General features: G+C 71.1%; 22 protein-coding genes. 8 read left to right on the forward strand and 14 right to left on the reverse strand.

The annotated features are described in order from the left end of the window. Nucleotides 1–25: 25 nt before the first annotated feature. Together O9K63_RS02800 and O9K63_RS02805 are read right to left on the reverse strand one after the other, a co-directional pair. A complete protein-coding gene (locus O9K63_RS02800) occupies nucleotides 26–1,486 on the reverse strand; it encodes an APC family permease (RefSeq protein WP_277240342.1) in 1,461 nt (486 codons plus the stop codon). A gap of 132 nt (nucleotides 1,487–1,618) precedes the next feature. Continuing rightward, nucleotides 1,619–2,701 carry a sigma-70 family RNA polymerase sigma factor gene (locus tag O9K63_RS02805; RefSeq protein WP_277240345.1) on the reverse strand — a complete coding sequence of 361 codons (1,083 nt, stop codon included), beginning with the start codon at nucleotides 2,699–2,701 and terminating at the stop codon, nucleotides 1,619–1,621. Nucleotides 2,702–2,706: 5 nt separating this feature from the next. On the opposite strand from O9K63_RS02805, the gene O9K63_RS02810 reads away from it, so the two are divergent. Continuing rightward, complete coding sequence (locus O9K63_RS02810) at nucleotides 2,707–3,159, forward strand: hypothetical protein (RefSeq protein WP_277240347.1); 453 nt, start codon at nucleotides 2,707–2,709, stop codon at nucleotides 3,157–3,159. Nucleotides 3,160–3,197: 38 nt separating this feature from the next. Here the strand turns inward: O9K63_RS02810 and O9K63_RS02815 are convergent, their stop codons facing one another. Beyond that, nucleotides 3,198–4,085, reverse strand: coding sequence for a sigma-70 family RNA polymerase sigma factor (locus O9K63_RS02815; protein WP_277240348.1), 888 nt, complete (start codon nucleotides 4,083–4,085; stop codon nucleotides 3,198–3,200). Between the two features lie 81 nt (nucleotides 4,086–4,166). Between O9K63_RS02815 and O9K63_RS02820 the strand changes: the two genes are divergently transcribed. From O9K63_RS02820 to O9K63_RS02830, 3 genes are all read left to right on the forward strand, one after another. Continuing rightward, the gene (locus O9K63_RS02820) at nucleotides 4,167–4,553 is read left to right on the forward strand and encodes a DoxX family protein (RefSeq protein ID WP_277240350.1); all 387 of its coding nucleotides are present in this window, start codon (nucleotides 4,167–4,169) and stop codon (nucleotides 4,551–4,553) included. Nucleotides 4,554–4,811: 258 nt separating this feature from the next. Further along, nucleotides 4,812–5,189: a hypothetical protein gene (locus O9K63_RS02825; protein WP_277240352.1), complete on the forward strand. Its 378-nt coding sequence runs from the start codon at nucleotides 4,812–4,814 to the stop codon at nucleotides 5,187–5,189. Nucleotides 5,190–5,458: 269 nt separating this feature from the next. After that, nucleotides 5,459–5,833, forward strand: a complete 375-nt coding sequence (locus tag O9K63_RS02830) for a hypothetical protein (RefSeq protein WP_277240354.1) — start codon at nucleotides 5,459–5,461, stop codon at nucleotides 5,831–5,833. 25 nt (nucleotides 5,834–5,858) lie between these two features. Here O9K63_RS02830 and O9K63_RS02835 read toward each other — a convergent pair whose 3' ends face one another. After that, on the reverse strand, nucleotides 5,859–6,857 hold the full coding sequence (locus tag O9K63_RS02835; protein WP_277240356.1) for an MBL fold metallo-hydrolase: 999 nt from the start codon (nucleotides 6,855–6,857) through the stop codon (nucleotides 5,859–5,861). Between the two features lie 91 nt (nucleotides 6,858–6,948). On the opposite strand from O9K63_RS02835, the gene O9K63_RS02840 reads away from it, so the two are divergent. Next, nucleotides 6,949–7,593, forward strand: coding sequence for an alpha/beta hydrolase (locus O9K63_RS02840; RefSeq protein WP_277240357.1), 645 nt, complete (start codon nucleotides 6,949–6,951; stop codon nucleotides 7,591–7,593). A 21-nt stretch (nucleotides 7,594–7,614) separates the two neighbouring features. Here O9K63_RS02840 and O9K63_RS02845 read toward each other — a convergent pair whose 3' ends face one another. Beyond that, entirely contained in the window at nucleotides 7,615–8,433 is an 819-nt protein-coding gene (locus tag O9K63_RS02845; RefSeq protein WP_277240359.1) for a DUF1295 domain-containing protein, read from the reverse strand. After that, entirely contained in the window at nucleotides 8,430–9,443 is a 1,014-nt protein-coding gene (locus tag O9K63_RS02850; protein WP_277240361.1) for an asparaginase, read from the reverse strand. The genes O9K63_RS02845 and O9K63_RS02850 overlap by 4 nt, the downstream gene beginning before the upstream one ends. A gap of 375 nt (nucleotides 9,444–9,818) precedes the next feature. Here O9K63_RS02850 and O9K63_RS02855 point away from each other — a divergent pair, with 375 nt between their 5' ends. Together O9K63_RS02855 and O9K63_RS02860 are read left to right on the forward strand one after the other, a co-directional pair. Further along, nucleotides 9,819–10,085, forward strand: a complete 267-nt coding sequence (locus O9K63_RS02855) for a type II toxin-antitoxin system Phd/YefM family antitoxin (protein ID WP_277240363.1) — start codon at nucleotides 9,819–9,821, stop codon at nucleotides 10,083–10,085. Further along, nucleotides 10,073–10,477 carry a PIN domain-containing protein gene (locus tag O9K63_RS02860; protein ID WP_277240365.1) on the forward strand — a complete coding sequence of 135 codons (405 nt, stop codon included), beginning with the start codon at nucleotides 10,073–10,075 and terminating at the stop codon, nucleotides 10,475–10,477. The genes O9K63_RS02855 and O9K63_RS02860 overlap by 13 nt, the downstream gene beginning before the upstream one ends. Before the next feature lie 55 nt (nucleotides 10,478–10,532). Here the strand turns inward: O9K63_RS02860 and O9K63_RS02865 are convergent, their stop codons facing one another. From O9K63_RS02865 to O9K63_RS02890, 6 genes are all read right to left on the reverse strand, one after another. Continuing rightward, nucleotides 10,533–11,771 (reverse strand): TIGR02679 family protein, encoded by a 1,239-nt coding sequence (locus O9K63_RS02865; protein WP_277240367.1) that lies wholly within the window; start codon nucleotides 11,769–11,771, stop codon nucleotides 10,533–10,535. Nucleotides 11,772–11,812: 41 nt separating this feature from the next. Further along, nucleotides 11,813–15,880: a TIGR02680 family protein gene (locus O9K63_RS02870; RefSeq protein WP_277240369.1), complete on the reverse strand. Its 4,068-nt coding sequence runs from the start codon at nucleotides 15,878–15,880 to the stop codon at nucleotides 11,813–11,815. Beyond that, nucleotides 15,877–17,085, reverse strand: coding sequence for a TIGR02678 family protein (locus tag O9K63_RS02875; protein WP_277240371.1), 1,209 nt, complete (start codon nucleotides 17,083–17,085; stop codon nucleotides 15,877–15,879). The genes O9K63_RS02870 and O9K63_RS02875 overlap by 4 nt, the downstream gene beginning before the upstream one ends. Before the next feature lie 23 nt (nucleotides 17,086–17,108). Then, the gene (locus tag O9K63_RS02880; protein ID WP_277240373.1) at nucleotides 17,109–18,701 is read right to left on the reverse strand and encodes a TIGR02677 family protein; all 1,593 of its coding nucleotides are present in this window, start codon (nucleotides 18,699–18,701) and stop codon (nucleotides 17,109–17,111) included. Nucleotides 18,702–18,804: 103 nt separating this feature from the next. After that, on the reverse strand, nucleotides 18,805–19,566 hold the full coding sequence (locus O9K63_RS02885) for an alpha/beta fold hydrolase (RefSeq protein WP_277240375.1): 762 nt from the start codon (nucleotides 19,564–19,566) through the stop codon (nucleotides 18,805–18,807). Nucleotides 19,567–19,712: 146 nt separating this feature from the next. Next, the gene (locus O9K63_RS02890; protein WP_277240377.1) at nucleotides 19,713–20,924 is read right to left on the reverse strand and encodes an MBL fold metallo-hydrolase; all 1,212 of its coding nucleotides are present in this window, start codon (nucleotides 20,922–20,924) and stop codon (nucleotides 19,713–19,715) included. A gap of 250 nt (nucleotides 20,925–21,174) precedes the next feature. Here O9K63_RS02890 and O9K63_RS02895 point away from each other — a divergent pair, with 250 nt between their 5' ends. Then, nucleotides 21,175–22,494, forward strand: a complete 1,320-nt coding sequence (locus tag O9K63_RS02895) for an HNH endonuclease signature motif containing protein (RefSeq protein ID WP_277240378.1) — start codon at nucleotides 21,175–21,177, stop codon at nucleotides 22,492–22,494. Nucleotides 22,495–22,676: 182 nt separating this feature from the next. Here the strand turns inward: O9K63_RS02895 and O9K63_RS02900 are convergent, their stop codons facing one another. Both O9K63_RS02900 and O9K63_RS02905 read right to left on the reverse strand, forming a co-directional pair. Next, nucleotides 22,677–23,744, reverse strand: coding sequence for a glycerate kinase (locus O9K63_RS02900; protein ID WP_277240380.1), 1,068 nt, complete (start codon nucleotides 23,742–23,744; stop codon nucleotides 22,677–22,679). Next, nucleotides 23,744–24,541, reverse strand: coding sequence for a DeoR/GlpR family DNA-binding transcription regulator (locus O9K63_RS02905; RefSeq protein ID WP_277240382.1), 798 nt, complete (start codon nucleotides 24,539–24,541; stop codon nucleotides 23,744–23,746). Before O9K63_RS02905 ends, O9K63_RS02900 begins: the two co-directional genes overlap by 1 nt. Nucleotides 24,542–24,550: the final 9 nt, after the last annotated feature.

Here is a 24,550-nt window from a genome sequence, read left to right on the forward strand (position 1 = left end):
AGTCAGTCGACGGTGGACCCGCTCCTCAAGAGTGCGCCCGCGGACCACGGCCACGCTCGGCCAGCTTGCCGAGAAGGTCGTCCTCGGCCTCTGGCCCGGGCCTGACGCCACCGGGGAGGCGGATGAGGAACACCAGGCCCAGCAGCCACCAGAGCCCGAAGATGACGTAGGGCTGGATGTCGAGCGCGGCAGGCATGCCGGGTATGTAGAGGGCCAGCAGGCACGCGGTGGCGATCACGGCTGCCACGCCGATCGCTGCCCCGCCGCCCGGCGCACGGCCACCGATCCTCAGGGGTCGGTCCATCGTGGGCTCGTGTCGCCGCAGCACGAGGAAGACGACGGACACGAGCAAGTACGTGATCACGATCGACGGTGAGCTGGAGGCGACGAGCCAGCCCATCATCACCTCTCCGAAGAAGGGCGCGATCGCGCAGACAGTGCCGATGAAGATCAGGGCATTGCTCGGGGTGCGGTGAGTCGGGTGCAGCTTCGCGAACCACGTCGGCAACATGCCCGACCTGGCCATGGCCCACATCAGCCGGGAAGCACCGATGAGGAAGGCGTTCCACGATGTCGTCAACCCCGCGAGCCCGCCGGCGATGACGAGGTTGCTACCGAACCCACCGGCGAGTGCGTCCATCGCATCGGCGGTCGCGAGGTCGAAGTCCTGCATCTCCGCTGCCGGAAGGGCCGTCGATGTGGTCAGGATGATGACGATGTAGAAGAGCGTGGCCATCGTCACCGAGATGAGCACCAGCCGGCCGATCTTGCGCGGAGGGACGTTGATCTCCTCCGCCGACTGCGGGATGACGTCGAAGCCGACGAAGAAGAAGGGCACGACGACCAGCACGGCCAGCAGCCCGGCGCTGTCGACGAAGAGCGGTTGTGCGTTGCTGACGTCGCCCTCGAAGAAGGTCAGGCCGATCATGGCCAGGGCCATGACGATGAGAAAGAGGACGACCGAGGTCTGCAGGAGGCTGGCGGACTTGATGCCGCGGATGTTCAGGGCCGTGAGGAGCGCCGCCGTGGCGGTCCCGATGAGCGCCCACACCAGGTAGACGTCCGAGTCCGCGACGGTCCACAGCGGTACCGAGTACACCTCGGGCACGATGTAGGCGATGGTCCTCGGGATCGCCACGGCCTCGAATGCGGCGACACTGATGTAGCCACCGACGATCCCCCAGGACCCGATGAAGGCCAGTCGCGGACCGAAGCCGCGCAAGAGGTAGTTGTGCTCCCCTCCCGCGCGCGGCATCGCCGACACCAGCTCCGCGTAGACGAGCCCGACGAGGGCCATGATGGCGCCGCCGATGACGAATCCGAGCGCTGCGCCGAGCGTCCCGGCGTCGTTGAGCCAGGTGCTCGTCGTCGTGATCCAACCGAAGCCGATCATCGCGCCGAAGCCGATGAAGAAGGTCTCCACGCGCCCCAGGGAGCGCTTCAGCTGCCCCTCGGCGGGAGCCGGTGGCGTGTTCGTCCGTCCCATTCCCTCGTACTCCTTCGGACAAGGTGTCTTCGGCCCTGTGTGGGTGCCCGGAGCATAGGGCTTGGGAGTCGGACGTGCAGGACATCAGAACGCTGCTTCCTCAGCGGCTGTCCTGGTCGGGCAGGTCGTCGATCACGGTGCCAGCGCGACGTTACGCAGCGCCTCGAGCGACTTCTTCTCGATCTGCCGGATCCGCTCACGCGTCACGCCGAAGTGCTGACCGATCTGGTCGAGCGTCATCGGCTCCTGGCCGGTGAGGCCGAAGCGCATCTCCAGGATCGTGACCGCACGACTGCCCAGGCCCGCCAGCATCGCCAGGTGCTCGGACAGGTCGGCCCACGTCTTCGCATCGGCCGCGCGCTCCACCACGAGGTCGAGGGCAGGGTCCTCGTCGTCAACGATGTCGAGCTCGTCGCTGACCTCCTCGAGGCTGAGGCAGGGACGGAGCAGGTCGCGTGCTCGCTCGACACTCGTCACGTCAGCGTCGGCACCCAGCCGCGTCGGGTCGGCAACTGCCTCGCCCCAGGTGAGCTCCGCCCTTCGCCGAGCAGTGTCGAGCATGCGGCACTTGTCAGCCATGTGGACGGGGATGCGGACGGTCCGAGACTCGTCGTCGACGGCACGGCCGATGCTCTGCTTGATCCACCACGTGGCGTAGGTGGAGAACTTCAGGCCGAGCGTGTGGTCGAACTTGTCGACTGCGCGCATCAACCCCAGGAGACCGGCTTGCCGCATGTCCTCGAAGTCCATCGAGGTGGTCGCTCGCGGGAGGAACTGTCGGGCGATCTTGTTGACCAGGCGGATGTTAGCCACGGTCATCGCTTCGCGGGCCTCCTCGCCCTCACGGATGACGTGCCACATCCCGCGGCGTTCGGTGCGCTTGAGCTCGATGCCGGAGTTGAGGCGTTCCCGCGCGAAGACACCGGCTTCGATCCGTCGGGCGAGAGTCACCTCGTCCTCCGCGGTGAGGAGCCGTATGCGGTTGACCCGGCGGGAGAACGCGTTAGTACCCACGGCGGGGGAGTCGTCCCAGTCGTCGACTGCGTGGTCGAGGGTCCACGGCTCGGTGTCCTCGGTCGCCGGCGTATCGCGGAGGACGTGGAGCCGCGCGAGGTGGGCCTCCAGCGTTGAGACCTCCTCATCGATGTCGATGGACGAAGGGAGCGGGGTCACCGTCGTCGGCTGCGTTGCCGGCCTCGTCGCCATGTCGGTCATGGTGAGTGTCTATCGGTGGGTACCGACAACGCACACGGTCTCGTCGGCTCGTCCGGTGCTGCTGGTCGAACGGTCACGTCCGACCGACCGGAGGGCGGACGGAGGAGACCTTCCGCAACGAGGAGGAGGCAGCCTTCTTCAACTGCATCGACTGCGCGCCCGGTGACCGCGTCGGACTGGGGGTCAGCGACCCGGTCGACGGGAAGTTCCGCATCATCCGCACCACCGACGGGGGAGCCAGCTGGGAGGTGCTGCCGGATGCGGGCATGCCGGACTCGAGCGACGAGGTGAACTTCTCCGCCAGCGGCGACTGCCTGTCGATGACCGGGCACGACGCGTGGTTCGGCGTCGGCGGCGAGGACGCCCGGGTCCACCACTCCGACGACCGCGGCCTGACGACGAGGCCTCCACACGCTCGACTGCGTGCCGTCGGGGGAGTGCTGGGCTGCTGGTGGTGACGGCCGAGTGGGGCGTCGCTGAGCGACCGTGCCGGGGGTCAGCGCACGGGCGTGCCGTCCGGCGGCTCGGGCAGATCCATCGCCGCCAGCCGCACGGGGTCGACCAGGGCCACCACGTCGACCATCCGACCGTCGACGATCGTGCACGCCATCACGCTGAATGGCTTGCCCGTCCTCGACCGCGCCAGGATGCCCGGTTGGCCGTTGACGAGCACGCGTTGCGCGATGGGGGACTGCTTGCGACCGCTCTCGATCCCGGCGACGATCTCCGTGCGGCCCAGCCGCACGACCTCGCCCTTGGGGGTGTGCGTGGTCCACGTGATGTCGGGGTCGAGCACCTCGAGCAGTCGCTCGAAGTCCCCGTCGCGCGCTGCGGCGATGAAGGCGTCCACCACCTCGCGCTGCCTCTGCCGATCGTCGGTGGAGGTGGGGGCACCCTGCACCTTCCGCCGGGCCCGACTGGCGAGCATCTTGGACGCGTCCGGTGTCTTCCTGATGATCTGCCCGATCTCGGCGAAGGGGACGGCGAACATGTCGTGCAGCACGAACGCGAGCCGCTCATCGGGACGCAGGGTCTCGAGGACCACCAGCAGTGCCAGCCCGACCGAGTCGGCGACCACCGCCGACTCCTCCGGGCCACCCCCTTCGTCCGCAGTGATCACGAAGTCCGGGACCTGCTCGTCAAAGGCCGCCTCTGCCTTAACCTTGCGCGAGCGCAGCATGTCCAGGCAGACCCGACCGGTCACGGTCGTCAGCCATCCCGGCAGATTGTCCACCGCGCGCGAGTCCTGTCGCGCCAGGCGGAACCAGACCTCCTGCACCGCGTCCTCGGCATCGGCGATGGACCCCAGCATCCGGTAGGACAACGAGACAAGGCGCCTGCGCTCCTGCTCGAACTCCTCGGCCAGCCCTGCGTCGGCACTCATGGTCGTTACCTTCCTCGATCGGTGTCCGTCATGACCATGACGAGCCCGTACGGGCTGAGGTAACCGACTGGAGGCACAAGCATGAACACCGCCCTGTGGATCCTGACCATCGTGTTGTCGATCGGCTTCGCGATCGGTGGCTCGACCCAGATCCTCCTCTCGAAGGAACGATTCCGCGCGCTGGGAAGGTCGGCGCACTGGGTCGACGACTTCGACCCACGACACATCACCGCCATCGGCACGATCAAGGTCGTCGGAGCCCTGGGGCTCGTCCTGCCCGCCATCGTCGGCATCGCTCCCGTGCTGGTGCCGCTGGCAGCGTGCGGCCTGGCGTTGGTGATGACCGGAGCCGGCACGACCCGGTTCCGCCGCAACGAGTGGGGGTACCTGGTCGGGGACCTGGTCCTGCTCGCCCTGTGCGCATTCCTGGCATGGGGTCGCTTCGCGCTCGCGCCGTTCGAAGGATGAACGAAGGGGGGCCGCCCGGAGCCCCCGGCATGAGTAGTTGAATTGTTTACACGAGATTGATAGTGTTTTTTCAGTCCACAGAGGACGACGAAGGGGAGCGACCGGGACGTCGGTGGCCAGCAGCCAAGCTGGTCTGCCGGCCAGCGTGGAAGCCACTGTGCTGCTTCGGTTGCTCGGGGGGGATCGCGATGCGGTCTCGTCACCACTCGCTGAGCCGAGATGACGTCCTTCGCGCGACGTACCAACTCATCCGGGGGGATGTCCATGTTCTTCAAGGCCTTCATCACGTCTGCCCTCGTGGCATTCCTGGGGGCTCTCGTGGTCGGGGTGGCGGTCCTGCCGGGGGTGATGACCCAGCAGGCACGCACGGTGGAGTTCACCACTGTCGAGCCGAGCGCCGTGGTGCCGGCCGCTCCGATGGGTGCGCTCGAGGCGGCTCTCGCCCACGCCGAGGCGCACGGCCTCACCGACTGCGTGGATCCGGAGCACGCCCGTCTGGATGACGTGGTCCTCACCGTCCCCAGTGATCCCGGCGCCGAGGTGGTCATCACGCAGGTCGGCTTCGACGAGGCACTGACCTCTGGCGAGCTGGGCCGGTGGAATGTGTTGTCCTGCAAGGCAGTCGACGCGATCTGACCGGCGGCCGACGAGACGGTTCGGGCGCGCCGCGGTGACGCCGGCGTTGTCGGTGGTCGCTGCCAGTGTGTGAAGTGTCCACAAAGGGCACCGAAGGGGAGTGACCGCCGAGCTGGCGTTCTGCAGACGGGGAAGGTCTGCGACTAGCGGCAGCCACGGGTCGTACGGTCACGCCGGATCACTGCACAATCGGTCCGGATTCGCCACCGCGTACCGTGTGCGGTGGCGGCCCCTTCGGCCGACCGGCAACCACATCCGGGGGGATGCACATGTTCTTCAAGGCCTTCATCACATCTGCTCTCGTGGCATTCCTGGGGGCTCTCGTGGTCGGGGTGGCGGTCCTGCCGGGTGTGATGACCCAGCAGGCGCGCACGGTGGAGTTCACCACCTCCGAGCCGAGCGCGTCGGCGCCGACCGCTCCGATGGGTGCGCTCGAGGCGGCTCTCGCCCACGCCGACGTGCATGGCCTCACCGACTGCGTGGATCCGGAGCACGCCCGTCTGGACGACGTGGTCCTCACCGTCCCCAGTGATCCCGGCGCCGAGGTGGTCATCACGGAGGTCGGCTTCGACGAGGCCCTGGTCTCTGGCGAGCTGGGCCGGTGGAACGTGCTGGCCTGCGCGGTGGTCGACCGCGCGCCATGAGCCCGGCACGCGGCCGTCCCGAGCCTCAGCTGTAGCGCCAGATCCCGTCGACCTCGGTCTCACGGACCCGCTCCTGGGCGACGAGCACCTGCAGGTGGGCGAGTGTCTCGGTGGTGGCGAGCATCTGGTTCATCGGGTCCAGCTCGGACAGGTGCCGCTCGTGCCGCGTCCAGCGCAGCGCCTCGGCGACCGCGAAGCCGGACGAGGCGCCGGCCCGCACGGCGGCCTCGGTCTGGGCCAGCCGCCTCTCGTGGTGGGCCAGCAGCTCCTCGACCCGGGCGTGCAGCCCGCCCCCGGCCGGGCCGTGCGCCGGCAGCAGCAGGCGGTCGCGCTCGGTGAGCATCTCGGCCAGTGACCCGAGGTAGTCCGCGAGGGGTGTCCTCACCGGCTTGGCCTGGAAGCCGATCGAGGGTGTGATGTGCGGCAGCACGTGGTCCCCGGCGAAGACCAGGTCCGACTCGTCGTCGAAGAAGACCACGTGCCCCTGCGTGTGACCCGGAGTCGCCCGGACCCGGAGCGAACGGCCCGCTGCCGCAACGGACTCCTCGTCCCGCAGCCAGCGATCCGGGTCGGTGTAGCCGGCGAGGTCGACCCGGTCCACCGGCAGGGCCGCCAGGCCCTCGATCACACTCGTGGCGTCCGCGGCGAGGAGGAGGGCATCGGCCCCGGCGAATGCTCCGTCACTCGCGCGGATCGCCTCGAGCTGCTCGGCCTCCCCCTCGCCCAGACCGACGACCAGGCCCGCACGTCGTCGCAGGCCGAGCGCCATCGTGTAGTGGTCGCGGTGGTGGTGCGTCACGAGGCACTGGTCGAAGTCCTGCGTCGCCAGCCCCAACTCCCCGAGAGCGTCCTCCAACGCACACCGGGCGACGTCGACCTCCCACCCACCGTCGATGAGGGTGTGCGAGTCCTCGCCAATGACGGCGTAGACGTTGACTGCCTTCAACCCGTCCATCGGGAGCGGAAGGGGGATCCGATGGACTCCCGGCGCGACCTCCTCGGGTCCCGGCCTCGTCCAGTCCATCGTTCTCCCTTCGTCGCGAACTGCTGGCCACCGTAGCCGCACGTACGGGCGGCCACGCCCGCGGCCTCGCGGGCGTGACAGACTCACGTGGGTGACCACGTCGCACGATCCTGACAACCTCATGGCCGCGATCCGACAGGGCCGCGTGCGCGTGGGACCACACGCCCGGGCGGTGGCGCTCATCCTGCACGGGGGCCGTGCCGTCGAGCCGCGACCGCGTCGCTCGCGGGACGTCTCCTACCTGCGGATGCTTCCCTTCGCGCCCGCCGTCTGGCGGGCCTCGCGGGGACGGGTCGCACCAGTGCTCGTGCACAACCAGGAGGGAGGCTGGATCGCCCCCACCGGGAGCGGTCTGACCCAGACCCGCGAGCTCGTGCGCCGACTGGCCCACGAGCACGGATTGCCGGTCGTGCTGCTCGGACACTCCAGCGGCGGTTGGGCGGCACTGCGGTGCGGTGACGAGGACGCGGTGGCCGGCAGCGTGGCACTCGCGCCGTGGATCGCCGAGGAGGACCCGGACGAGCACCTGCGGGAGAAGGTCGTGCGGGTCGTCCACGGTGAGGCGGACACGGTGTGCAGCCCGCAGCGGTCACGCGACTTCGTCGAGCGACTGCGCGCCGCCGGTGCTGACGCGACGTACCAGGGGTTGCCGGGTGGCCACGCGCTCCTGGAGCGTCCGCGGAGGTGGCACCTCCTCGCGGCGCGGGCCGTCGTGGAGGTCGCTGCGCGCGGCTGAGCGTCGGCCGGTCCCGGCGGGTCAGGGTCGCTTCGGCGGTCGCGGGAAGAACATCGAGGTGCGCTCCGTGTAATCCGGGTATCCGGGCCGATCGGCCATCCGCCGTTCGAGCAGGCGGGCGCCGGTGGCGAAGGCGAAGGCGAAGGCGAAGGCGAGAACGTAGGTCATGACCACCGGCGAGAGCACGGTGAGCACACCCGGCCAGGCCTCGGCGGCGATGAGCCACAGGCCCCACCAGACGCAGGCGTCACCGAAGTAGTTCGGGTGCCGCGTCCACGCCCACAGACCGCGGTCCGTGACGGTGCCCCTGGTGGTCGGGTCGGCCTCGAAGGCCTTGAGCTGGGCATCGCCGATCGCCTCGGAGAGGAGGCCGACGAGCCACACGAGCGTCCCGAGCGCGGCAACCGGGCCGAGGGGCTCGTCCGTCGTCCCGGCGACCATGAGCGGCAGGGCGACGAACCACGCCACCACGCCCTGCGTCAGGAAGACCTTGCGCAGCGCCACGGTGAACCGGCGCTCGCGCGGGACGTCCTCCAGCAGCTCCGGGTAGCGCGGATCCTCACCGGCCCCGCGCAGACGGCCGACGAGGTGCCACGCGAGCCGCCCGCCCCACACCGTGGTGAGTCCGGCGAGCAACCAGGAGCGTGCGCTCCCTTCGCCCGCGACCACGCTCGCCCAGGCGACGAGGACGAAGAGGAGCGGCCACGTCGCGTCGACCACCGCGAAGCGGCCCTGCCGCCGCGCGACGGCCGCGGTGACCACGAGCGCGGCGACGACGACGCCGATCCCCGCCAGCCCGACGACCCCGAGCCGGATCAGTCCGGCGACGAGGTAGCTCACGACGACGTCTCGGGTCGGACGGCTCCCCGCTGCGCGAACTCCTCCCTGACCTCACCGGGCCCGGCACCGAGCCGGAGCAGCTCGACCAGCAGCACCCGTGCCTTGCGCGGGTGCAACCACCCGGCCGGGACGACCCCACGGGCGAGCAGGTCGACCTCGGAGCCGGCGTACCCGTAGCTGGCCTCGTGCGTGGGGCCGTCGCCCGCGCGGGTCGCCAGGACGACGACGACCTCGGCGTCGACGGCGCGCTGGACCGAGTCGACCATGCGCTCCGGGACGTGGCCGACACCGAAGCCGGCGATGACGACGCCCCCGTACCCCGCCCGCACCACGAGGTCGAGCACGTCACCGGTGTCGTCGAGGTGGGTCTCCAGCACTGCGACCGAAGGGGGAGTGCCCCCCTTCGTCATGGGCAGTGCAGGGCGGCGGGCCCTGGCGGCACGCAGGTGGAGCCGCTCCTCCTCGAGGAACCCGAGCGGCCCGAAGGGTCGGGAGACGAACGCGTCCGGGTGGCTGCTGCGCCCCTTGAGGACCTCCACGGCGGTGTGGACCGTGTCGCCCATGACGACGAGCACGCCGCGGTCACGGGCCTCCTGCGCCGATGCGGTGAGCACCGCGGCGAGCAGGTTGGCCGGCCCGTCGGCCCCGGGAGTGGTGGGAGGACGCATCGCACCGGTGACGACCAGCGGCTCGGGGTGGTCCCAGTGCAGGTCCAGCCAGTAGGCGGTCTCCTCGATCGAGTCCGTCCCCTGCGTGACGACGATGCCGGAGGCCCCCGTCGCCACCTGCGTCTCTGCCCACTCGACCACCGAGGCCAGGTCAGCGGAGGTGACCGAGGCGCTCGGCCGGGTGGCCAGCGTCGTCGCCGTGACCTCGGCGACCTCACCGAGTCGGGGGACGGCCGCGATGAGGTCGTCCGCCGCGAGGGTCGGTGTGACCTCCCGACCGCTCTCCGACGTCATGGCGATCGTGCCGCCGAGTGCGGCCACGCCGATGCGCGGTCGGCTCATGCGTTGTTCCCCCTCATCACGTCCCGGTTGTCGGCACCATCATGCCCACATGACGACTCGCCCGAGCCGACCAGCATGATCTTCGGGCGGCGGCACTGGGGAGCCGTCGGGCCGGCAACCGACTGCGTTAAGGGGCCACGCCGCACCCGTTGCCCTGACCGTCGTCGGGGATGGCCTTGGGCTGGAACACCGGAGTGCCGTCCACAGCCCACTCCAAGCCCTGGCGGTGGCTTCCGCTCGAATCGCAGAACGTTGTCGTAGCGCGGTGATGTAGTTGTGGCGCCGGCGTACCCTCGCTGGCCGAACCGAGAGAGGCTGGAGACGTTGACGTCGTGCCTGAACACACGGATGGTCAATTCTGATAATCTGAACTCCATGCGGGAGATGACAGCGTCCGAGGCGTCGCGAGGATTCTCGGCCGTGCTCGATCTGGTGGAGCACGGTGAGACGGTGGTGGTCACCCGCGGTGGGCGGCGGTTGGCCACGATCGCGCCGGCGACCCTTGCCAACGGGGCGGAGCTGCGATCCGTGTTCGAGCGCTGGCACGGGCATCCTGCTGTGGACGACCGTTTCGTCGAACACGTGGAGTCCGCCCGGGACGGCGTTGCTCTGGAATTGGACTCCGACCCGTGGCTCGACTGATCCTCGACACCGGGACCCTGATCGCCGGAGTTCGGGGCCGACTGGACGTGGCGGCTCTGGCGGATGGTGATGATGTGGCTCTGCCGGCTGTAGCGGTGGCGGAGTACCTCGTCGGCACGCTGCTTGATGGCGACGCCGGGCGGTCGGCGGCGCAACGTGCCTTCCTCGATGATGTCCTGCGAGTGCTCCCGGTCCGCGACTACGACCACGATGTCGCCGTTCACCACGCTGCGCTCCTGGCCCACGTGCGCACGACCGGGCGCAAGCGCGGTGCTCACGACCTGATCATCGCCGCCACGGCGCTGGCGACTGATCGCATCGTGGTCACGACCGACGAACGCGCCGGCTTCGCAGACCTGCCTGACGTCGCCGCCCGAGTCATCTCAGGCTGAATCCGCGGGAACCGTCAGGGGTGATCGGAGAGCGGGCCGATACACGCTCTGGACATCACTCCCGCAACTGCTCCAGCAACTCCGCGAGCACCGCCTCCTCGTGCAGTACTCGGCCATGACTGCGCATTGCGGCACCGAGCTCGGCCGACCAGGACGGCTCGACCGGTGCGCCGCCCAGTAACGGAGCCTCTCCGCGCACTCCGTCCACGTAGTCGGCCACCTCCATGCGCCATGGCTGCGCCCCGAAGCGCGCCACCACCCGATTGGCGATCGCGATCCCGGGCCAGTCGAAGTCCCCGTGGTACCGCAGGTGGGCGCCGGAGTCCGCGAGTGCAGTGAGCAAGCTGTCGACGACGAGGTTCGACTGGCCCGAGGTGCACACCGCGGCCCACCCGTCCACCTCGGCCTCGGCCAGCGCCTCGACGACGCGTGGGTTCTCGCACACCAGCACGCGTTGCCCAGTCATCGGTGACAACTCGCCGGCCCGGCGCAGGTCCCAGTCGGTCAGGTGCATCGGATCACCCGCCTCGGCGGCGATGTCCAATCGGCGGGCCACCGCACCGCCGCCGGACAGTCGCAGCCGCCACACCAGCGCGCTGCGGGAGAGCAGGTCGGGCGCCACACCAACCCGGGCCCACACGGCCTCGCGCTCGCTCGCCCCCTCCGGAGGGGGCGAACCCGTCGCCAGGGCCAGCCCCTGCAGCACCATGCGGTGCAGTACTCGGTCCACGTCCAGCGCATGCGCGTCACCGACCACTCGGGCCGCGATCTCCACCCTGGAACGGGTCCCGCGGGGGCGAGGCCCCGACTCGACCTCCCGGCCGGCGTCATCGAGCAACTCGAGAAGCACGGCGACAGCCTCGCGCACCAGCTGCTCGGCGTCGGGCCGCCCGGTCAGCAGACCGACCCGCCGCAACCAGGCGATCCACCCCGCAACCCACGGTGTCCCCGCCGGCACGTCGAGCAGCGCGGTGGCCAGCTCCAACGGCCGCTCCCGGGCATCAGCTCGCGCAGCCCGGTCACCCGGTCGGTTGCGCGGGGCTTCGCCGCGGACCATGGTGAGCACCGCTTCCAGTCCCCCGACCCCGGAGCGCTCGCGCAACCGCTGGTCCAGCACCGCCAGATCGACCATCACCGCATCACGGGTGACCACACGACCGAGCAGGGCACCCAGAGCATGGCGTGTCTCCCGGGTCGTCGCGACGACCCGGACCCGGCCAGCCGGCACGAGCCCGGCCTGCTCGAAGCGCCGCCCGATGCGCTCCCACGCCGCGACCAGGTCAGGGTGGTCCACCCATGACGGCACACCCCCTTCGCCCGCTCGGCCCGCGGGTCTCATCCCAGCCCCTGGAGCACCCGGCCGTCCCACCGGTAGGCGTACTGGGCGATGCCCCGCTGGCCCGGGTCGCGCAGCGCCTCGTAGATCGCCAGCGACGGCAGGCTCGAGTGGTCACCCCACAACCGCTCGCTCGTGATGACGAAGTCCAGGTCGAGCTGGACGAGCAGCCCGAAAAGCAACGGGTGGGTGCGTTCGTCGATCTTCGGGAAGGCGTCGTCGAGCAGGACGAGCCGGGGAGCGAAGGGGGCAGCCCCGGCCAGCGAGGTGAAGTGCGCCGCAGCGGCGGCGAAGAGCGGCAGGTAGCACAGCACCTTCTGCTCACCCTGTGACAGGGCCGAGCGCCGGTGCAGTCGCTCCCACTGGCCCGGACGCTCCGGACGGGTGTAGCGGATGGTGAACTGAGACCACGTGCGGTAGTCCAACGCCGATGCGAGGTGTTCGCCGTAGGACAGCTCTGGCCGTTCCACCCGTGAGGCCTCGATGAGTCGGTGGAGAGCATCGCGCAGCTCAGCACGTTCTTCGGGCAGCAGGGCACCGACCGGTTGGGTCAGCAGCCCTACCGCGGACCGTGCCTCGGCAGGCACGTCCTCGCGCAGGTCCCAGCGCAGCGTGACCGCGATGCCCTGGGACGTCGTCACGTGGCCCAGCTGTTCGTTCATCGCCGTGACGAGCTCCTCGGCGTCCCGTCGACGACTCCGGATGGCGTCACCCAGCTCACCGAGCACGTGCTGCTCGAACTGCGTGCGCTCACGCTCGGTCAACAGTTCCCGGTCGGCCGCCACCGAGGCCGCCACCCGCGCTGCCAGGGCGACGACGGCCGCCTCGCCGCCGCCGTCCCGCGCGGTGATGGCCAACAAGGGACCGAACTGCGCGACCGACGGTTGATGGTCAGCTGCCGGTCCGCTCGTCGCATCGTTGTGGGAGCGCCACACCCGAGTCTGCGCGTGCTCCGGCTGCTCCCGGCTGAGCTGGGCCAAGCCGGTCACGACGCTCATCGCCGTGCGTGGCACGGGGTGGTCCACCGACATGCCGACCAACCGGTGCAGGGCGGACGCGTCCTCCTCGGGGACCTCGGCCGCGTTGAGCATGCCGGGGACGTCAAGCACGCTCGTCAGCTCGGCCAGCACGCCGGAGCGGGCCTGCACGTGCTCCGCGAGTCGCTCCCGGGCGTTGATGGCACGGGACCGGGCCTCGCCCAAATCGGTGCGGATCGTGTTGGCCCGACTCATCGCGGCGCGTGCGGCCCGGTCGTGCTCGTCGCGGGAGGCCTGCACCGCCACGAGTCGACGCTGTAGCTCGGCGACGCCGGCACCTACGGTGGCGGTCAGCTCATCCACCCGTGCCCGCAGGGTGTCCGCGTCCTCGGTGGCGGCGCGGGCGGCTTCCTCCTCGGTGGCCAGCGCCGCCCGGGCATCAGCGTGCACCGCGACGGCGTCGCTCCACTCGATGAGCCGGTCGCGGATCGCCGGGAGGCCACGCCCGAGGTCGGCCATTGTCAGGGTGCTCTGCCGCAACCGCTGCTCGAGGGCGTCGAGCTCGCCGCGCACCGCCGGGACCTGTTGCTCGATCGAGAGCCGCTCGACGGCGCGCCGCGCCTCGGCCGCCGCGCCCCGGGCCGCGTACGCCACGTCCTGCGCCGTCCGGTTGTCGTGCTCGGCCCGCTCCTCGGCGCCGATGCGCTCGGTCAGCACCGCCCGGGCCCGCAGCAGTGGCCCGCCGACGGGCACGGACTGTACCCAGCGGTGGAGGTTCCGGAGGCTCTCGTCGGCGGTGCTCACGTCATGCTCGGCCGCGGTCAGCTCCGCACGGCGCGCGGTGAGCTGCTCGTCGACGAGCGCGAGACGGCGCGCGCGCTCCGTGGCACGCGCGGTGGCGCCGATGTACTGGGCGCGGACCTTCTCGGAGCGACCACGGGCCGGCCCGAGGCGCCACGTGCCGTCACGGGCGATCCACGCCGATGAGTTGTGCTCACCCAAGGAGATGGAGCGCAGGACCGCGGTGACGTCGGCGGTCTCGACATCGCCGTCGTCGGGAAGATCCGGCCGCAGCACGTCCGCGAGCGTGGTGGCGTCGTCGAGGGCCTCACCGTGCAGGACGATGTCCACGTGCTCGGCGTCGAGGAGCATCCCGCCCGGTCGCAGCCAGGCGTCGAGCAGGCCGGCGTCCTGCAGGGCGGCCTCGATGCAGGCCCGCTCACCCTCGTCCACGTCGTCGGCGAAGTCGACCAGCTGCCACAGACCATGTCCGTCGGGTCGGTCGGTGTGCGGCAGGACCCGGGGAGGGGGAGCCGGGTCGCGCTCGGCCTCGATCGCGGCACGCTCCCGCTCGAGCCGCTCGATGTCGGACTCGGCGACGTCGCGCCGGTGCATGGCTGCGGCCCGCTGCCCGTGGGCGGCAGCGAGGTGGGGCGCGGCGGCCGCCTCGGCGAAGGGGACCAGGCCGGCCACGAGGTCGTCGTCCAGCTCGTCGGGCACCTTGGGGGCGATTGCGGGCTGGAGCGCCACCCAGGTCGCGAGCGCGCCGGCCAGTTCCTCCTCAGCCTGCGTGGTGCTCGTCTCCGCCTTGCTGCGGTGCTCGCGGGCGCCCTCCCAGCGGGACTCCGCCTCGTCGGCGGACCGCTGGGCCTGCGTGCGGGCATCAGCGAGGCGGTCCGCCTCGTCCAGCGCCTGGCGCACCACGTCGACGGCCGCCACCCGGACCGAGCAGGCCTCGCTGGCGCGGCCGAGAGTGACGGACACCTCGTCGATCGCTTCGCCCAACTGCTCGAGCTGGTCCAGCCGCTCCAGCACGACCCGGTCCAGCGCGCCGGGGAGGGGGAGAGAGCCGCCCGGCACGTCCGCGCGGTGCTGCGGCTCGAGCTCGAGGAGTCCCGTGGCCAGGTTCGAGAGACCACGCTCCGCGGCCTGGGCACGCTTGGTCTCGACGTCGGCATGGCCGATTACCGTCCGTGCCTGGCGGTCCCGGCGCGCCCGTGCCGCCTCCGCCTGCTTGTCGGCGCTGCGGGCGGTCCCGGTCAGCTCGTCCAGGCGACGCTGGTCGCGGAACTCGGGGCTCTCCCGCAACGCCGTCAGCCGAGCGTCGTCGTTGCTGCGGCCGGACTCGGCAACCGACTGCTCCCCTTCACTCGTGGACAGTCGTTCCTCGACCTCGCGGACCTGCGCGTCGGCCTTGGTGACCGCGGCACCCAGTCGACGCTCCCGGGACAGCGCTTCCGCGACCGTGCCCGCACGCTCGGCCACCACGGCCCGGGCGTACTCGGCATAGGCATCGGCGAGGGACTGCAGCCCCTCCGCGGCCCGGGCGCGACGGTCGATCTGCTCACCGACCGCGGTGAGCTCGTCGAAGGTCTCACCCGCAGAGGAGATGGCCTGCTCGTCGAGCTGGGGGAGGGCCTGGGAGAGCTGGGTGGCCAGCTTCGTCGGCTCGATGTCCTCGCCGACCTGGGGCTGACGCAGCCAGTAGAGCAGCCGGAGCACCTCGTCGTACTGGTGCTTCTCCAACCCGAAGAGCTCGCGACCGACGTGGGCCTTGTAGTCGGCGGCCCGCTCGAAGACGTGTCCCTCGGCCCCGAGGGCCTCGGTCAGGCGGGGCCGTGACAGGGGTCCCCCTTCGTCCTCCAGAGACAGGTCCGTGCCCACGCGGCGGGAGGTGGTGAAGTGCCAAGCCGTGGCCGAACGGGCACTCACCGAGGCGCGGATGCCTACCCCGCACGTGAAGGCCTCTTCCCTCCCTTCGTCGCTCTCGCGGACGAACTCGACCCAGACGTAGCCCACCCGGTTGCCCGAGTCCAGGCCATCGGTCATCAACCACAGCAGGCTCGTGTGGTGCTTGGCCGAGGCGGTGATCCGGGCCTTGTCGCCGTCCAGGGCGAACGGGAGCAGCATCTCCAGGGTCTTGGACTTGCCTGCCCCGTTGGCGCCGCGCAGGAGCAACCGGCCGTCGGCGAAGGTGAAGACCTGCTCGTCGTACTGCCAGACGTTGAGCACACCCGCGCGGTGCAGGCGGAAGCGCTGCGCCGATCGCTGAGTCCGCTGTGCGTCCGCCCTCGTCGCGGTGCTGGTCATGTGTCCTCCTCGAACAGCGACCCCTCGCCGGAGGGTCCGCGACTGCTGATGAACTCCGGTCGGGGTGCGTAGCGGGCCGCCGCGGCGTGCAGCAGGAGTGCGCCCTCGGCGCGACGCACCAGACCGACGGCAACGAGCACGTCGAGGGCCTGGGCGTAGGCGTCGTCGGGGTTGTCGCGGTGGTCCTTGCGCAGGCCCGGACGCCAGGCGCGAAGGACGCGGTCGGCCAGCTGGCGGGCGGTGGACTCGGCCAGTCGTACCCAGGCCGTCGCCTGCCTCGTGTCGGCGCGGTCGGTCCCGTCGAGCGTGTCCCGCTCGGAGCGCACGTGGTCGACGAGCTCGGCAAGCAGCAGCAGGGCGATGTGCTTGGCAGAGCCGCTCCCGGGGAAGGTGACGTCGGTCAGGGCACCTGCCGGGTCCACCGCTACGGCGCCCTCGGCGCGCAGCTCCAGCTCCAGGTCGGTGGTGCGCCGGAACCACTCCCGCTCCCGCTCGCGGTTGCGGCTCCACCAGCCCAGCTGCTCCTCGGTGAGGTCGTCGATCGACATCACCGGCTGCTCGGTCAGGCGCCGGCGGACGGCCACCCGAGCCCCTCCGGCGGCCGAGGGCGCGGAGGTCACCGACAGCACGTCCTCGGGTGATTCGCACGCGCCCAGAGGCGCGGCGACGAGGACCGCGAGCCGGTCGCGGTGCACGTCCAGCAGGGACTCGGTGTGCCGCTCGGCCCAGTGCTCCAGATCGCCGTCGCGCTCGCTGAGCACACCGAGGTGCACGAGGGCCATGAGCGCGGCGTGCAGCGCGCGCCGCTCGTGGATGTTGTCGAGGTCGACGTCGATGTCGGCGTCCACGGCGCTGGAGCGCACGGACGCAACGAGCTCGTCGACCATCACCTGACGTCGGCTTTGGGTCAGGGCCGCGAGCACGAGGCTGAGCATCAGGTAGCGGCGTGGGGTGAAGGGACGACCGTCGCGGCGGGTCAAACCACGCGTGCCGTCGTGCTCGAGGCCGGTCTTGTACAACCGCGCCAGACCCGGCTCTACGAGGAGGCGGTAGCCCAAGCCGTCGGCGAAGAGGGACGCGAGCTCGCCCTGGTAGCGGCGCACGAGCGCGAGCTCGTCGGGGTGCCGGTCGGCGTGCAGCATGGGAGTGTGCAGGAGGGCGCGCACGGCTCGGCGCACGTCTGCCTCGCGAAGGGGGTCAGCCACCCGCTCCGGTCCACGTGCCGTGGTCATGAGGTCGCGGCCCGAGTGGTGGTCTGGGGCTCGGTCGTCACCGCCGTCTCCTCAGGGCCGGCCGACTCGGTCGTCGCCTCGAGGTGGATGTACAGGTCCTGCAGGGTCAGGGTGCCGCCGGGGCTGCGCAGTCGCACGCTGGATCCGGGCGCGTGGCGGACCTCGATCGCCAGGGTCAGGTCGTCGATGCGCAGGGTGTTGTGGGCCGTGGTGTCCCCGCCCAGCGGGCGGCCGTGTCGGGCGAGTGCGCTGGTGTAGAGGTCGAGGAAGGCGCGCCGGGCGTCGTCGCCGAGTCGCGCATCGCGGACGGGACCGGAGATCGTCGCGAGCTCGCGGGCGGCGGCCAGTCGTCGATGGCGCTCCTGCTCCCGCTCGGCCAGACGAGCTCGCTTGGCCGCGGTGTAGTCGACACGGGCACTGGCGCGTCCGCTCGCACGCCGCTCGCCGTGGGTGCGCAACGTGACCGGCACCTCGGCGGCGCTGGCGCGCCACCAGCTCCGGGTGGCCGGCATCGGGTCCCCCTCGGGGTCGGCCGTGAAGGACAGGTGGCGGGCGGGGTAGAGCCCGAAGGTCGCGGCCCACAGGTCGTGGGCCAGGGCATCGTCGGCGCTCTCGAACCACCGGGCCAGGCGCAGCAGGTCCCCGTAGCGGCTCTGCTGGCGGTCAGCCCCGGCAGCCAGCCGTCGCAGGTTCGTCAGAAGCGAGCGCATCGCGTCGGTGGCCAGCGCCCGGACGTTGTCGGCGTCCGAGCGTCGACCGGGGGAGCCGATGAACCACGTGTGCAGGCTGCGCCAGTCCTCGGGGTCGAGGCCGGTGGCACGCCGGGCAGCGGTCCCGTCGATGCCCATCAAGCGGGTGTCTGCGTTGGCGCGCCCGCACAGGGTCGGTATGTCCGGCTCAAGCGCGAGCAACCGGTCGGAGACCTGCGGCATGTGCCGCGCGACCTCGTCCACGAAGCGCTGCAGGTAGTCGATGAGCGCGGTCTTGAACATGACGAACTCGTCGCGCACGAGGTCGAAGCGGGTGAGCACTTGGGTCAGGTAGGCGTAGAACTCGCGCGTGGAAGTGACCAGTACCTCGAACTGGGCGAAGAGTGTGGCGATCCGGCTGGCGACGTCCCGCGGGTCCGCGTGCTCGGTCCCGGCGTCGACTAGTCCCACGAGCTCCTCGAGGCCGGTGAGGATGCCCGGGAGCATCTCGCTGGAGACCTCGCGTGCCCCGTCGGTGTGGGCAAGCAGCTCCTCGACCTGACGGTGTACGAGCTCCCCGCGAGAGGTGAGCTGATATCGGGACCGGTTGGTCAGGTACTCGCGGACACTGCGCGCCTCGGTCTCGCGGGGGCTGCGAGCGAGATTGCCGTGCTCGACGAGGTAGGAGAGGCGCTGCTCGACGGTCTCGCGGTCCGCGTCGTGCCCGAGATCTGCGAGGCGAGCGGTGATCTCTTCCGCCGACTGGTCCGACAAGAAGCCGCTCATCCCCGTCGTGAAGAGCCGCATGATTGCCAGGTACGTCACCGCCTCGTCGTTGACGGCGTACCGGAGCGCCCCGAGCGTCTGCCGCTCGCCCGGTGACAACACGTCCTCACTCATGCCGACGCACGATAGTCGGCATGTCGGTGCACGCCCTGCGCGACCACGTCGGCTGGGGCTGTGCGATCAGGGCGCGTTCCATTTCCCACCAGGTGACCGCCGCTCAGCCGACCGAGGACAGGGTCGACTCGATCGCCGCGACCAGCGAGACGGGTGTCTCGAACATCGCGTAGTGGCCGGCGTTGGGGATGACCGTCAGTTCGCAGCCGGGCAGCTGCTCCAGCCAGGTCGCCCGCATCGTCTCCTCGCCGAGGGCGGGGTCGTGCTCGCCGACGACGGCGTGGACCGGCACGCTGACCGCGGGCAGGTCGGCGACGAAGTCGGCGCCCGTCCACGCCTTCAGGTACCCGGCCACTGCCTCCGGCCGGGAGTGCTTCGCGGAGTAGGCGACCATGCTCTGGATCCAGCTCCTGGGCTGACGGTTGCCGGTCGTGAAGTCGATGATCGCGTAGCGGTTGGCGTGGTCCTGCGCCGCGCCGTCGAAGAGGGCCTGCGAGTCGGCATCGAGCGGGACGCCGGAGGCCGGGACGGGACTGATGCCCACGACGGCCGTGACGCGCTCCGGGTCACGGCTGAAGGCCCGCAGCGCCATGGCCCCGCCCATCGAGTGACCGACCAGCGCGAACCGCTGCCAGCCGAGCTCGTCGGCGAGGGCGAAGACGTCGTCGGCGACCTCGTCCAGGGTGTAGCTACTCTCGACGGCGGCACGCGACCCGTAGCCACGCAGGTCGAAGAAGGCGACGCTGTACGCCTCGGTGTCCACGAGGTCCGGCAGCAGTCCCCAGCCGTCCTCCCCGCCGAACCAGCCGTGCACCGTGATCACCTTGGTCGGGCCGTCACCCACGAGCGTGTGCTTGATCGTCATCGAACTCTTCCCCTTCGTGTCCCTCGACCGCAGCGGGCGCGGCGCTCGCTGCTCCGTCCTTGGTGGTGGGGAGTCTATGGCTGGGGTGGGACAGGGCGAAGGGAGCGGGAGACTCTCCCCGCCCCCTTCGCCATCCGTGGGTCCGGTCAGCGACGACCGCGGCCGCGCGGCGGCACCGAGAACCGGTCGTGGTCCTCGCCGATCGTGGCGCGACCGCCGTAGCCGCGCTGGGCCAGGCGCCGCCACTTGCGCACATCGACCTTCTCCGCGCCGAGGTCGGAGTAGTGCGAGACGACGAGATGCTTGGCCTCTGCGGCCTCGGCGATCTCACCGACCTTCTCGATGAGCACGTGTGACTGCAGCATGTGGTCGAGGGAGGCCTCGCCGATGCCGGCGCCCTCGACTCCGATCGCCTCGTGGACGAAGAGGTCCGTGCCCTGGGCCATCTCGATGAGGTTGTCCGACCGGCGCGTGTCCCCGGAGAAGGTCACCGACCCGTACTCGGTGTCGAAGCGGTAGGCGAACGCCGGGAAGACCGGTCCGTGCGGCACGAGCGTGGCGGTGACCTCGACCTTGTCGTCCTTGAAGATGCGGAAGGGGCGCATCCGCGGCGACGTGTTCTCGAAGGTGGCACCGGTCCCGGCCGGGAGGTCGATCTCGTGCACGTCCATGAGGGTGCGGATGTCGGCGACGTTCATGTCCCGCAGGAAGACGTTCATGCTGTACGCGTAGGCGTTGTGCAGCGCCTCGGTCATCTGGGCCGTGCCGGGCGTCGGGTTGTCCGGGTTGACCGTCGGGACCGAGCCACCGCCGAACTTCGGCGGCAGACCACCGGCCGGGCCGGGACCGTGGATCGGGACGGGACCGGTGATGTGGTCACCGTTCTGGTTCTTGATGTGGCCGCCCAGCATGAAGAAGTTGTAGTAGTCGGCGAAGTGGTCCGCGTGCAGGTGGGTCAGGAAGATGCCGGCGAGCGAGTCGAATCGCAGTCCGGCAGTGGCGAACTGGGTCACCGACGAGCGGCCGCAGTCCACGACGTACGTGCGGCCGTCCACGACGAGCGCGCTGGACGTGCCGACGTGGTGGATGTCGACGGGTGGACCGGCGAGGGTGCCCAGCAGGACCAGCTCCATGCCCTGCGGCGGGCCGGCGCTCGGGGGTTTGCCGCGTCCGTGGGCGGCGGCGAGCTGCGGGGTCAGCGCGAGCCCGGAGGCTGCGCCGATCCCAGCCATGATCGAGCGGCGGGAGAGCCCGCTGCCGGTGCGCGCCTCGTCGATGGCTTCGTCGCGCTCACTCCGTACCGGCTTGTGGGGGAGGTGGTCGCACAGGCACTCGGGTCCGTGGTCGTCGTGGGACATCAGGTGGAACTCCTTTGTTCGGCTGACAGCGACGTCACGCTATGGCCGTGCGGAGAGTCTGCCGGGGGCGTTCCGGAGCCGAGAACGTGTGACCGGAGTTCCCGCAGCGAGCGAGCCTCGATTCCCCGGTGGTTGAGGTGTGAGTTCGCGTAGCGAGCGAGCCTCGACGCCGGGTGGTAGTTCGCGTAGCGAGCGAGCCTCGAAACCACGCCCGGGCTGCGTTGTCGGTGGTCGCTGGCAGGGTGTCTTCATGGAGATGGCGGCGCAGTGGCACGAGGCCTACGGGACCGCGCCCGGCCTGCGTGACGCGCTGCGCTCGTTGCTGCAGGGTGCTGGTGGTGGCGGGGAACTGTGGCGCCTGGGGGAGGCGGAGATCACCGAGGCGTTGGCGGTGGTCGGGCAGGCACGCGTCCTGCTGGACATCGCTGAGGTCGACCTGGTGCGTGAGGGCCTGGCGCGGGGGCTGCCGGGTGAGTCGGCGTGGTCGCCGACGGACTGGGTCACCCGCGCCGAGGGGGAGCGCGCGCCGGACCCGAGTGTGCGGCACACCGCGTCGGTGGTGCGGGTGGCCAAGGCCGGCACCCGGATGGCCGGCCCCTCGGCGCTGAAGGCCGCGGATGCCATCAACGACGTACGGGCAGCGTTCCGGGAGGGTGACCTGCCGTTGGGCAAGGCCGACCAGCTGGTGCGCTTCCATGCCCAGGTGGCGCCGGTCGCGGAGGAGGGCCTGCTCGAGGAGGACCTGGGCGCCCTGGTCGCGGCCGCGAAGGACGACGTCGTCGCCACCGGCCCGCAGGGGCGGCGGCGGGAGCGGGTGCGGGGCCTGAGCGAGAAGGAGCTGGGCGCGGCGATCACCCGCACCGGGCGGTTGCTGAAGCCGGAGAAGGACATCGAGGGCGAGGACCGGCGCGCCAAGCGTGGCCGGTCGTTGACCAAGAGTCAGGGCCCGGCCGGGATGAGCCTGTACCGGGTGGTGCTCGATCCCGAGGGCGCGGCGGTCGTCGACGCCGCCCTGGCCGCCCTGTCCGGGCCGGTCAAGGGGCCCGAGGGTGAACCCGACGAGCGGCCCGCGACCCAACGGCGCGCGGACGCGCTGGTGGAGATCATCCGCCGCGGGGTCGCCGCGCCGGGGGCGGAGCCGACGTGCGAGAAGGCGCAGGTGGTCGTCACCATCGGCCTGGACGACCTACGCTCAGGCGCCCACGGCGCGGGAGTGACCGCCACCGGGCAGGTCCTCGCTCCGAGCGTGGTGCGCAAGATGGCCTGCGACGCGGGGATCGTCCCCGCAGTCCTCGGCGGTGACAGCGAGATCCTGGACCTGGGCCGCTCGGTGCGCTGGTTCACCCCCGGGCAAAAACGCGCCCTGTGGCTACGCGACGGCGGCTGCACCTACCCCGGGTGCACCATGCCCCCGCAGTGGTGCGATGCCCACCACGTGGCCTGGTGGTCCCGCGGCGGGGCGACCGACATCGACAACGCCGCCCTGCTGTGTCAGCGCCACCACACCACCGTCCACACCCGCGACCTCCACGCGAGCATCACCCCCACCGGCGTGACCTGGCACCTGTAGCGACCCCGCCCCACAGCCCTTCCCCAGGGAAGGGCACACCGGCATGCCCTTGGAACGGAGCAGTCGTGAGGTGGGTCCCTGGAAGGGCGCGTCCCACGAGGGAAGCAGCCGTGACGCGAGCCAGGCCGTCAAGGGCGACGCACGGACGCTTCTGCGTGGTGAAGGCCCGTGACGACAACACGCTAGAGCCGACCGATCTCCTGCTCGACCACGCGTTGGATGCACTCTGCCGTTCGCCCCCACGACGCGTCCGCACCGAAGCGCTCACTGAGGTCGACGGCCGTCACCCGGGCGGGCAGGTCGGGCACGTCTGCCCGGATGGTCCCGGCGACGACGAGTACCGGCAGGTCGTGGGGGAGCGCGGCCTCCACGACACCCCCGACGACCTTGCCGTTGAAGGACTCCGCGTCCAGGGCGCCCTCGCCCGTCACGACGGCGTCGACGTGCCCGAGCGCCTCGTCCAGGCCGACCTGCTCGGCCACCAGCCGGAGCCCCGGGACGAGTTGCCCGCCGAGCACGAGCAGGCCACCACCCAGCCCTCCGGCCGCACCACCGCCGGGTGCGGTCGCGAGGTCGACACCGTGCTCGGCCAACCACCTGTCGTAGACGTCCTCGTAGTGGGCGCGCACCTGGTGCAACCGGTCGGTGAGCTCGTCGACCTGGTCGGGGTCGGCGCCCTTCTGCGGACCGAAGACCCTGGCCGCGTCGGTGAAGACCGTCTCGACGTCGCAGGCGACCAGCAGCTCGACGCCGCGATCGACCGGTCGGTCGCCGCCCAGACGGTCGACGACGGCCTCGACGGCCGCCAGCCCGCCGTCGGTCATGGCGGAGCCGCCCAGGCCGACGATGACGCGGCGCGCCCCGTCGAGGACGGCATCGGCGATGAGCTCACCGGTGCCGTGGCTGGTGGCCGCCTTCGGGTCGTTGACCGAGCCGCCACCGGCCAGGTCCAGGCCCGAGGCGAGTGCGCTCTCGATGACGGCGACACCGTCCTCGTGGCGCCACCGCGCCTCCACCTCGCGCCCGTGCGGACCCGTGACCCGGCTCGTGCGATTGGGGCCGCCGAAGGCATCGAGCATTCCCTCCCCGCCGTCGGCCATCGGCCGGGCCACGACGTCCCAGCCCGACGCCCCGGCCGCCGCGGTGACCGCCGCGACCACCTCCGGCGCGGTCAGTGACCCCCGGAACTTGTCCGGCGCGGCGAGCAGTGTGCGACGGCCGGGGCCACCCCCTTCGTCCACGGGTGTCATCACTCCTCCGTGCGACCTGCGGCGACCGGGACCACGTCGACTCCGGCCTCACGGAAGGGCTGCAGACGGGCCTCGCTCGACTCGTCGGTGATGAGCGTCCAGCCCGGAGGCAACGGCGCCCAGGCGGGCACCGCGCCGGGGGTCAGCTTGGCTGCGTGGGCGAGGACCACTGTGCGGCGGGCGTTGCGCGCCGCGACCTCCTTGGTCGCGGCCTCCTCGATGGTCGGTTCGCCGACACCCCGGTCGGGGTGGACGGCGTCGCAGCCGAGGAAGGCGATGTCCACCGCGAACCGCTCGAGGACGAGCTGCGTGACCGAGCCCGTCAGACCGTGGCTGGACGGCGAGACGGCTCCGCCGACGACGATGACCTCGATCGGGCTGTTGGCGAGGGCCAGCGCGATCTCGATGCCTCGGGTGAGGACGGTCAGGTCCGTTCGGGTGCGCAGGTTCTCGACGAGGTGCGAGGTCGTCGACCCGGCATCGACGAAGATCGTCGCCCCGTCCTCGACGAGCTCGGCGGCGGCGGCGCCGATGCGCGTCTTGGCGGCCACCTCGAGGGTCATCCGCTCCTGCAGCCGCGTCTCCCGGAAGGGAGCGAAGGGCTGCGCGCCGCCGTAGGTGCGGGCGATCACGCCCTCGGCCTCGAGCGAGGCGAGGTCGCGGCGCACCGTCGACTCGGAGACCGCCACCGCGACCGAGAGGTCCTCCACGCGGGTGACCCCGGAGTGCAGCAACCGGACGATCTCGCTCAGCCGCTGGCCACGTCCCCGGTGCATCCCGGCTCGGTGCTCGTTCATGTGGCTGCC

The organism is Janibacter cremeus, assembly GCF_029395675.1.
In the GTDB taxonomy this organism is placed as follows: Bacteria; Actinomycetota; Actinomycetes; order Actinomycetales; family Dermatophilaceae; genus Janibacter; species Janibacter cremeus_A.

Excerpts from the sequence above, each read along its gene's own strand:
- O9K63_RS02805 (WP_277240345.1), bottom strand. The coding sequence starts at position 2,701 with ATGACCGACATGGCGACGAGGCCGGCAACGCAGCCGACGACGGTGACC.
- O9K63_RS02825 (WP_277240352.1), top strand. The coding sequence starts at position 4,812 with ATGTCCATGTTCTTCAAGGCCTTCATCACGTCTGCCCTCGTGGCATTC.
- O9K63_RS02850 (WP_277240361.1), bottom strand. The coding sequence starts at position 9,443 with ATGAGCCGACCGCGCATCGGCGTGGCCGCACTCGGCGGCACGATCGCC.
- O9K63_RS02835 (WP_277240356.1), bottom strand. The coding sequence starts at position 6,857 with ATGGACTGGACGAGGCCGGGACCCGAGGAGGTCGCGCCGGGAGTCCAT.
- O9K63_RS02815 (WP_277240348.1), bottom strand. The coding sequence starts at position 4,085 with ATGAGTGCCGACGCAGGGCTGGCCGAGGAGTTCGAGCAGGAGCGCAGG.
- O9K63_RS02895 (WP_277240378.1), top strand. The coding sequence starts at position 21,175 with ATGGAGATGGCGGCGCAGTGGCACGAGGCCTACGGGACCGCGCCCGGC.
- O9K63_RS02905 (WP_277240382.1), bottom strand. The coding sequence starts at position 24,541 with ATGAACGAGCACCGAGCCGGGATGCACCGGGGACGTGGCCAGCGGCTG.
- O9K63_RS02820 (WP_277240350.1), top strand. The coding sequence starts at position 4,167 with ATGAACACCGCCCTGTGGATCCTGACCATCGTGTTGTCGATCGGCTTC.
- O9K63_RS02855 (WP_277240363.1), top strand. The coding sequence starts at position 9,819 with ATGCGGGAGATGACAGCGTCCGAGGCGTCGCGAGGATTCTCGGCCGTG.
- O9K63_RS02885 (WP_277240375.1), bottom strand. The coding sequence starts at position 19,566 with ATGACGATCAAGCACACGCTCGTGGGTGACGGCCCGACCAAGGTGATC.
- O9K63_RS02900 (WP_277240380.1), bottom strand. The coding sequence starts at position 23,744 with ATGACACCCGTGGACGAAGGGGGTGGCCCCGGCCGTCGCACACTGCTC.
- O9K63_RS02890 (WP_277240377.1), bottom strand. The coding sequence starts at position 20,924 with ATGTCCCACGACGACCACGGACCCGAGTGCCTGTGCGACCACCTCCCC.
- O9K63_RS02880 (WP_277240373.1), bottom strand. The coding sequence starts at position 18,701 with ATGAGTGAGGACGTGTTGTCACCGGGCGAGCGGCAGACGCTCGGGGCG.
- O9K63_RS02800 (WP_277240342.1), bottom strand. The coding sequence starts at position 1,486 with ATGGGACGGACGAACACGCCACCGGCTCCCGCCGAGGGGCAGCTGAAG.
- O9K63_RS02830 (WP_277240354.1), top strand. The coding sequence starts at position 5,459 with ATGTTCTTCAAGGCCTTCATCACATCTGCTCTCGTGGCATTCCTGGGG.
- O9K63_RS02870 (WP_277240369.1), bottom strand. The coding sequence starts at position 15,880 with ATGACCAGCACCGCGACGAGGGCGGACGCACAGCGGACTCAGCGATCG.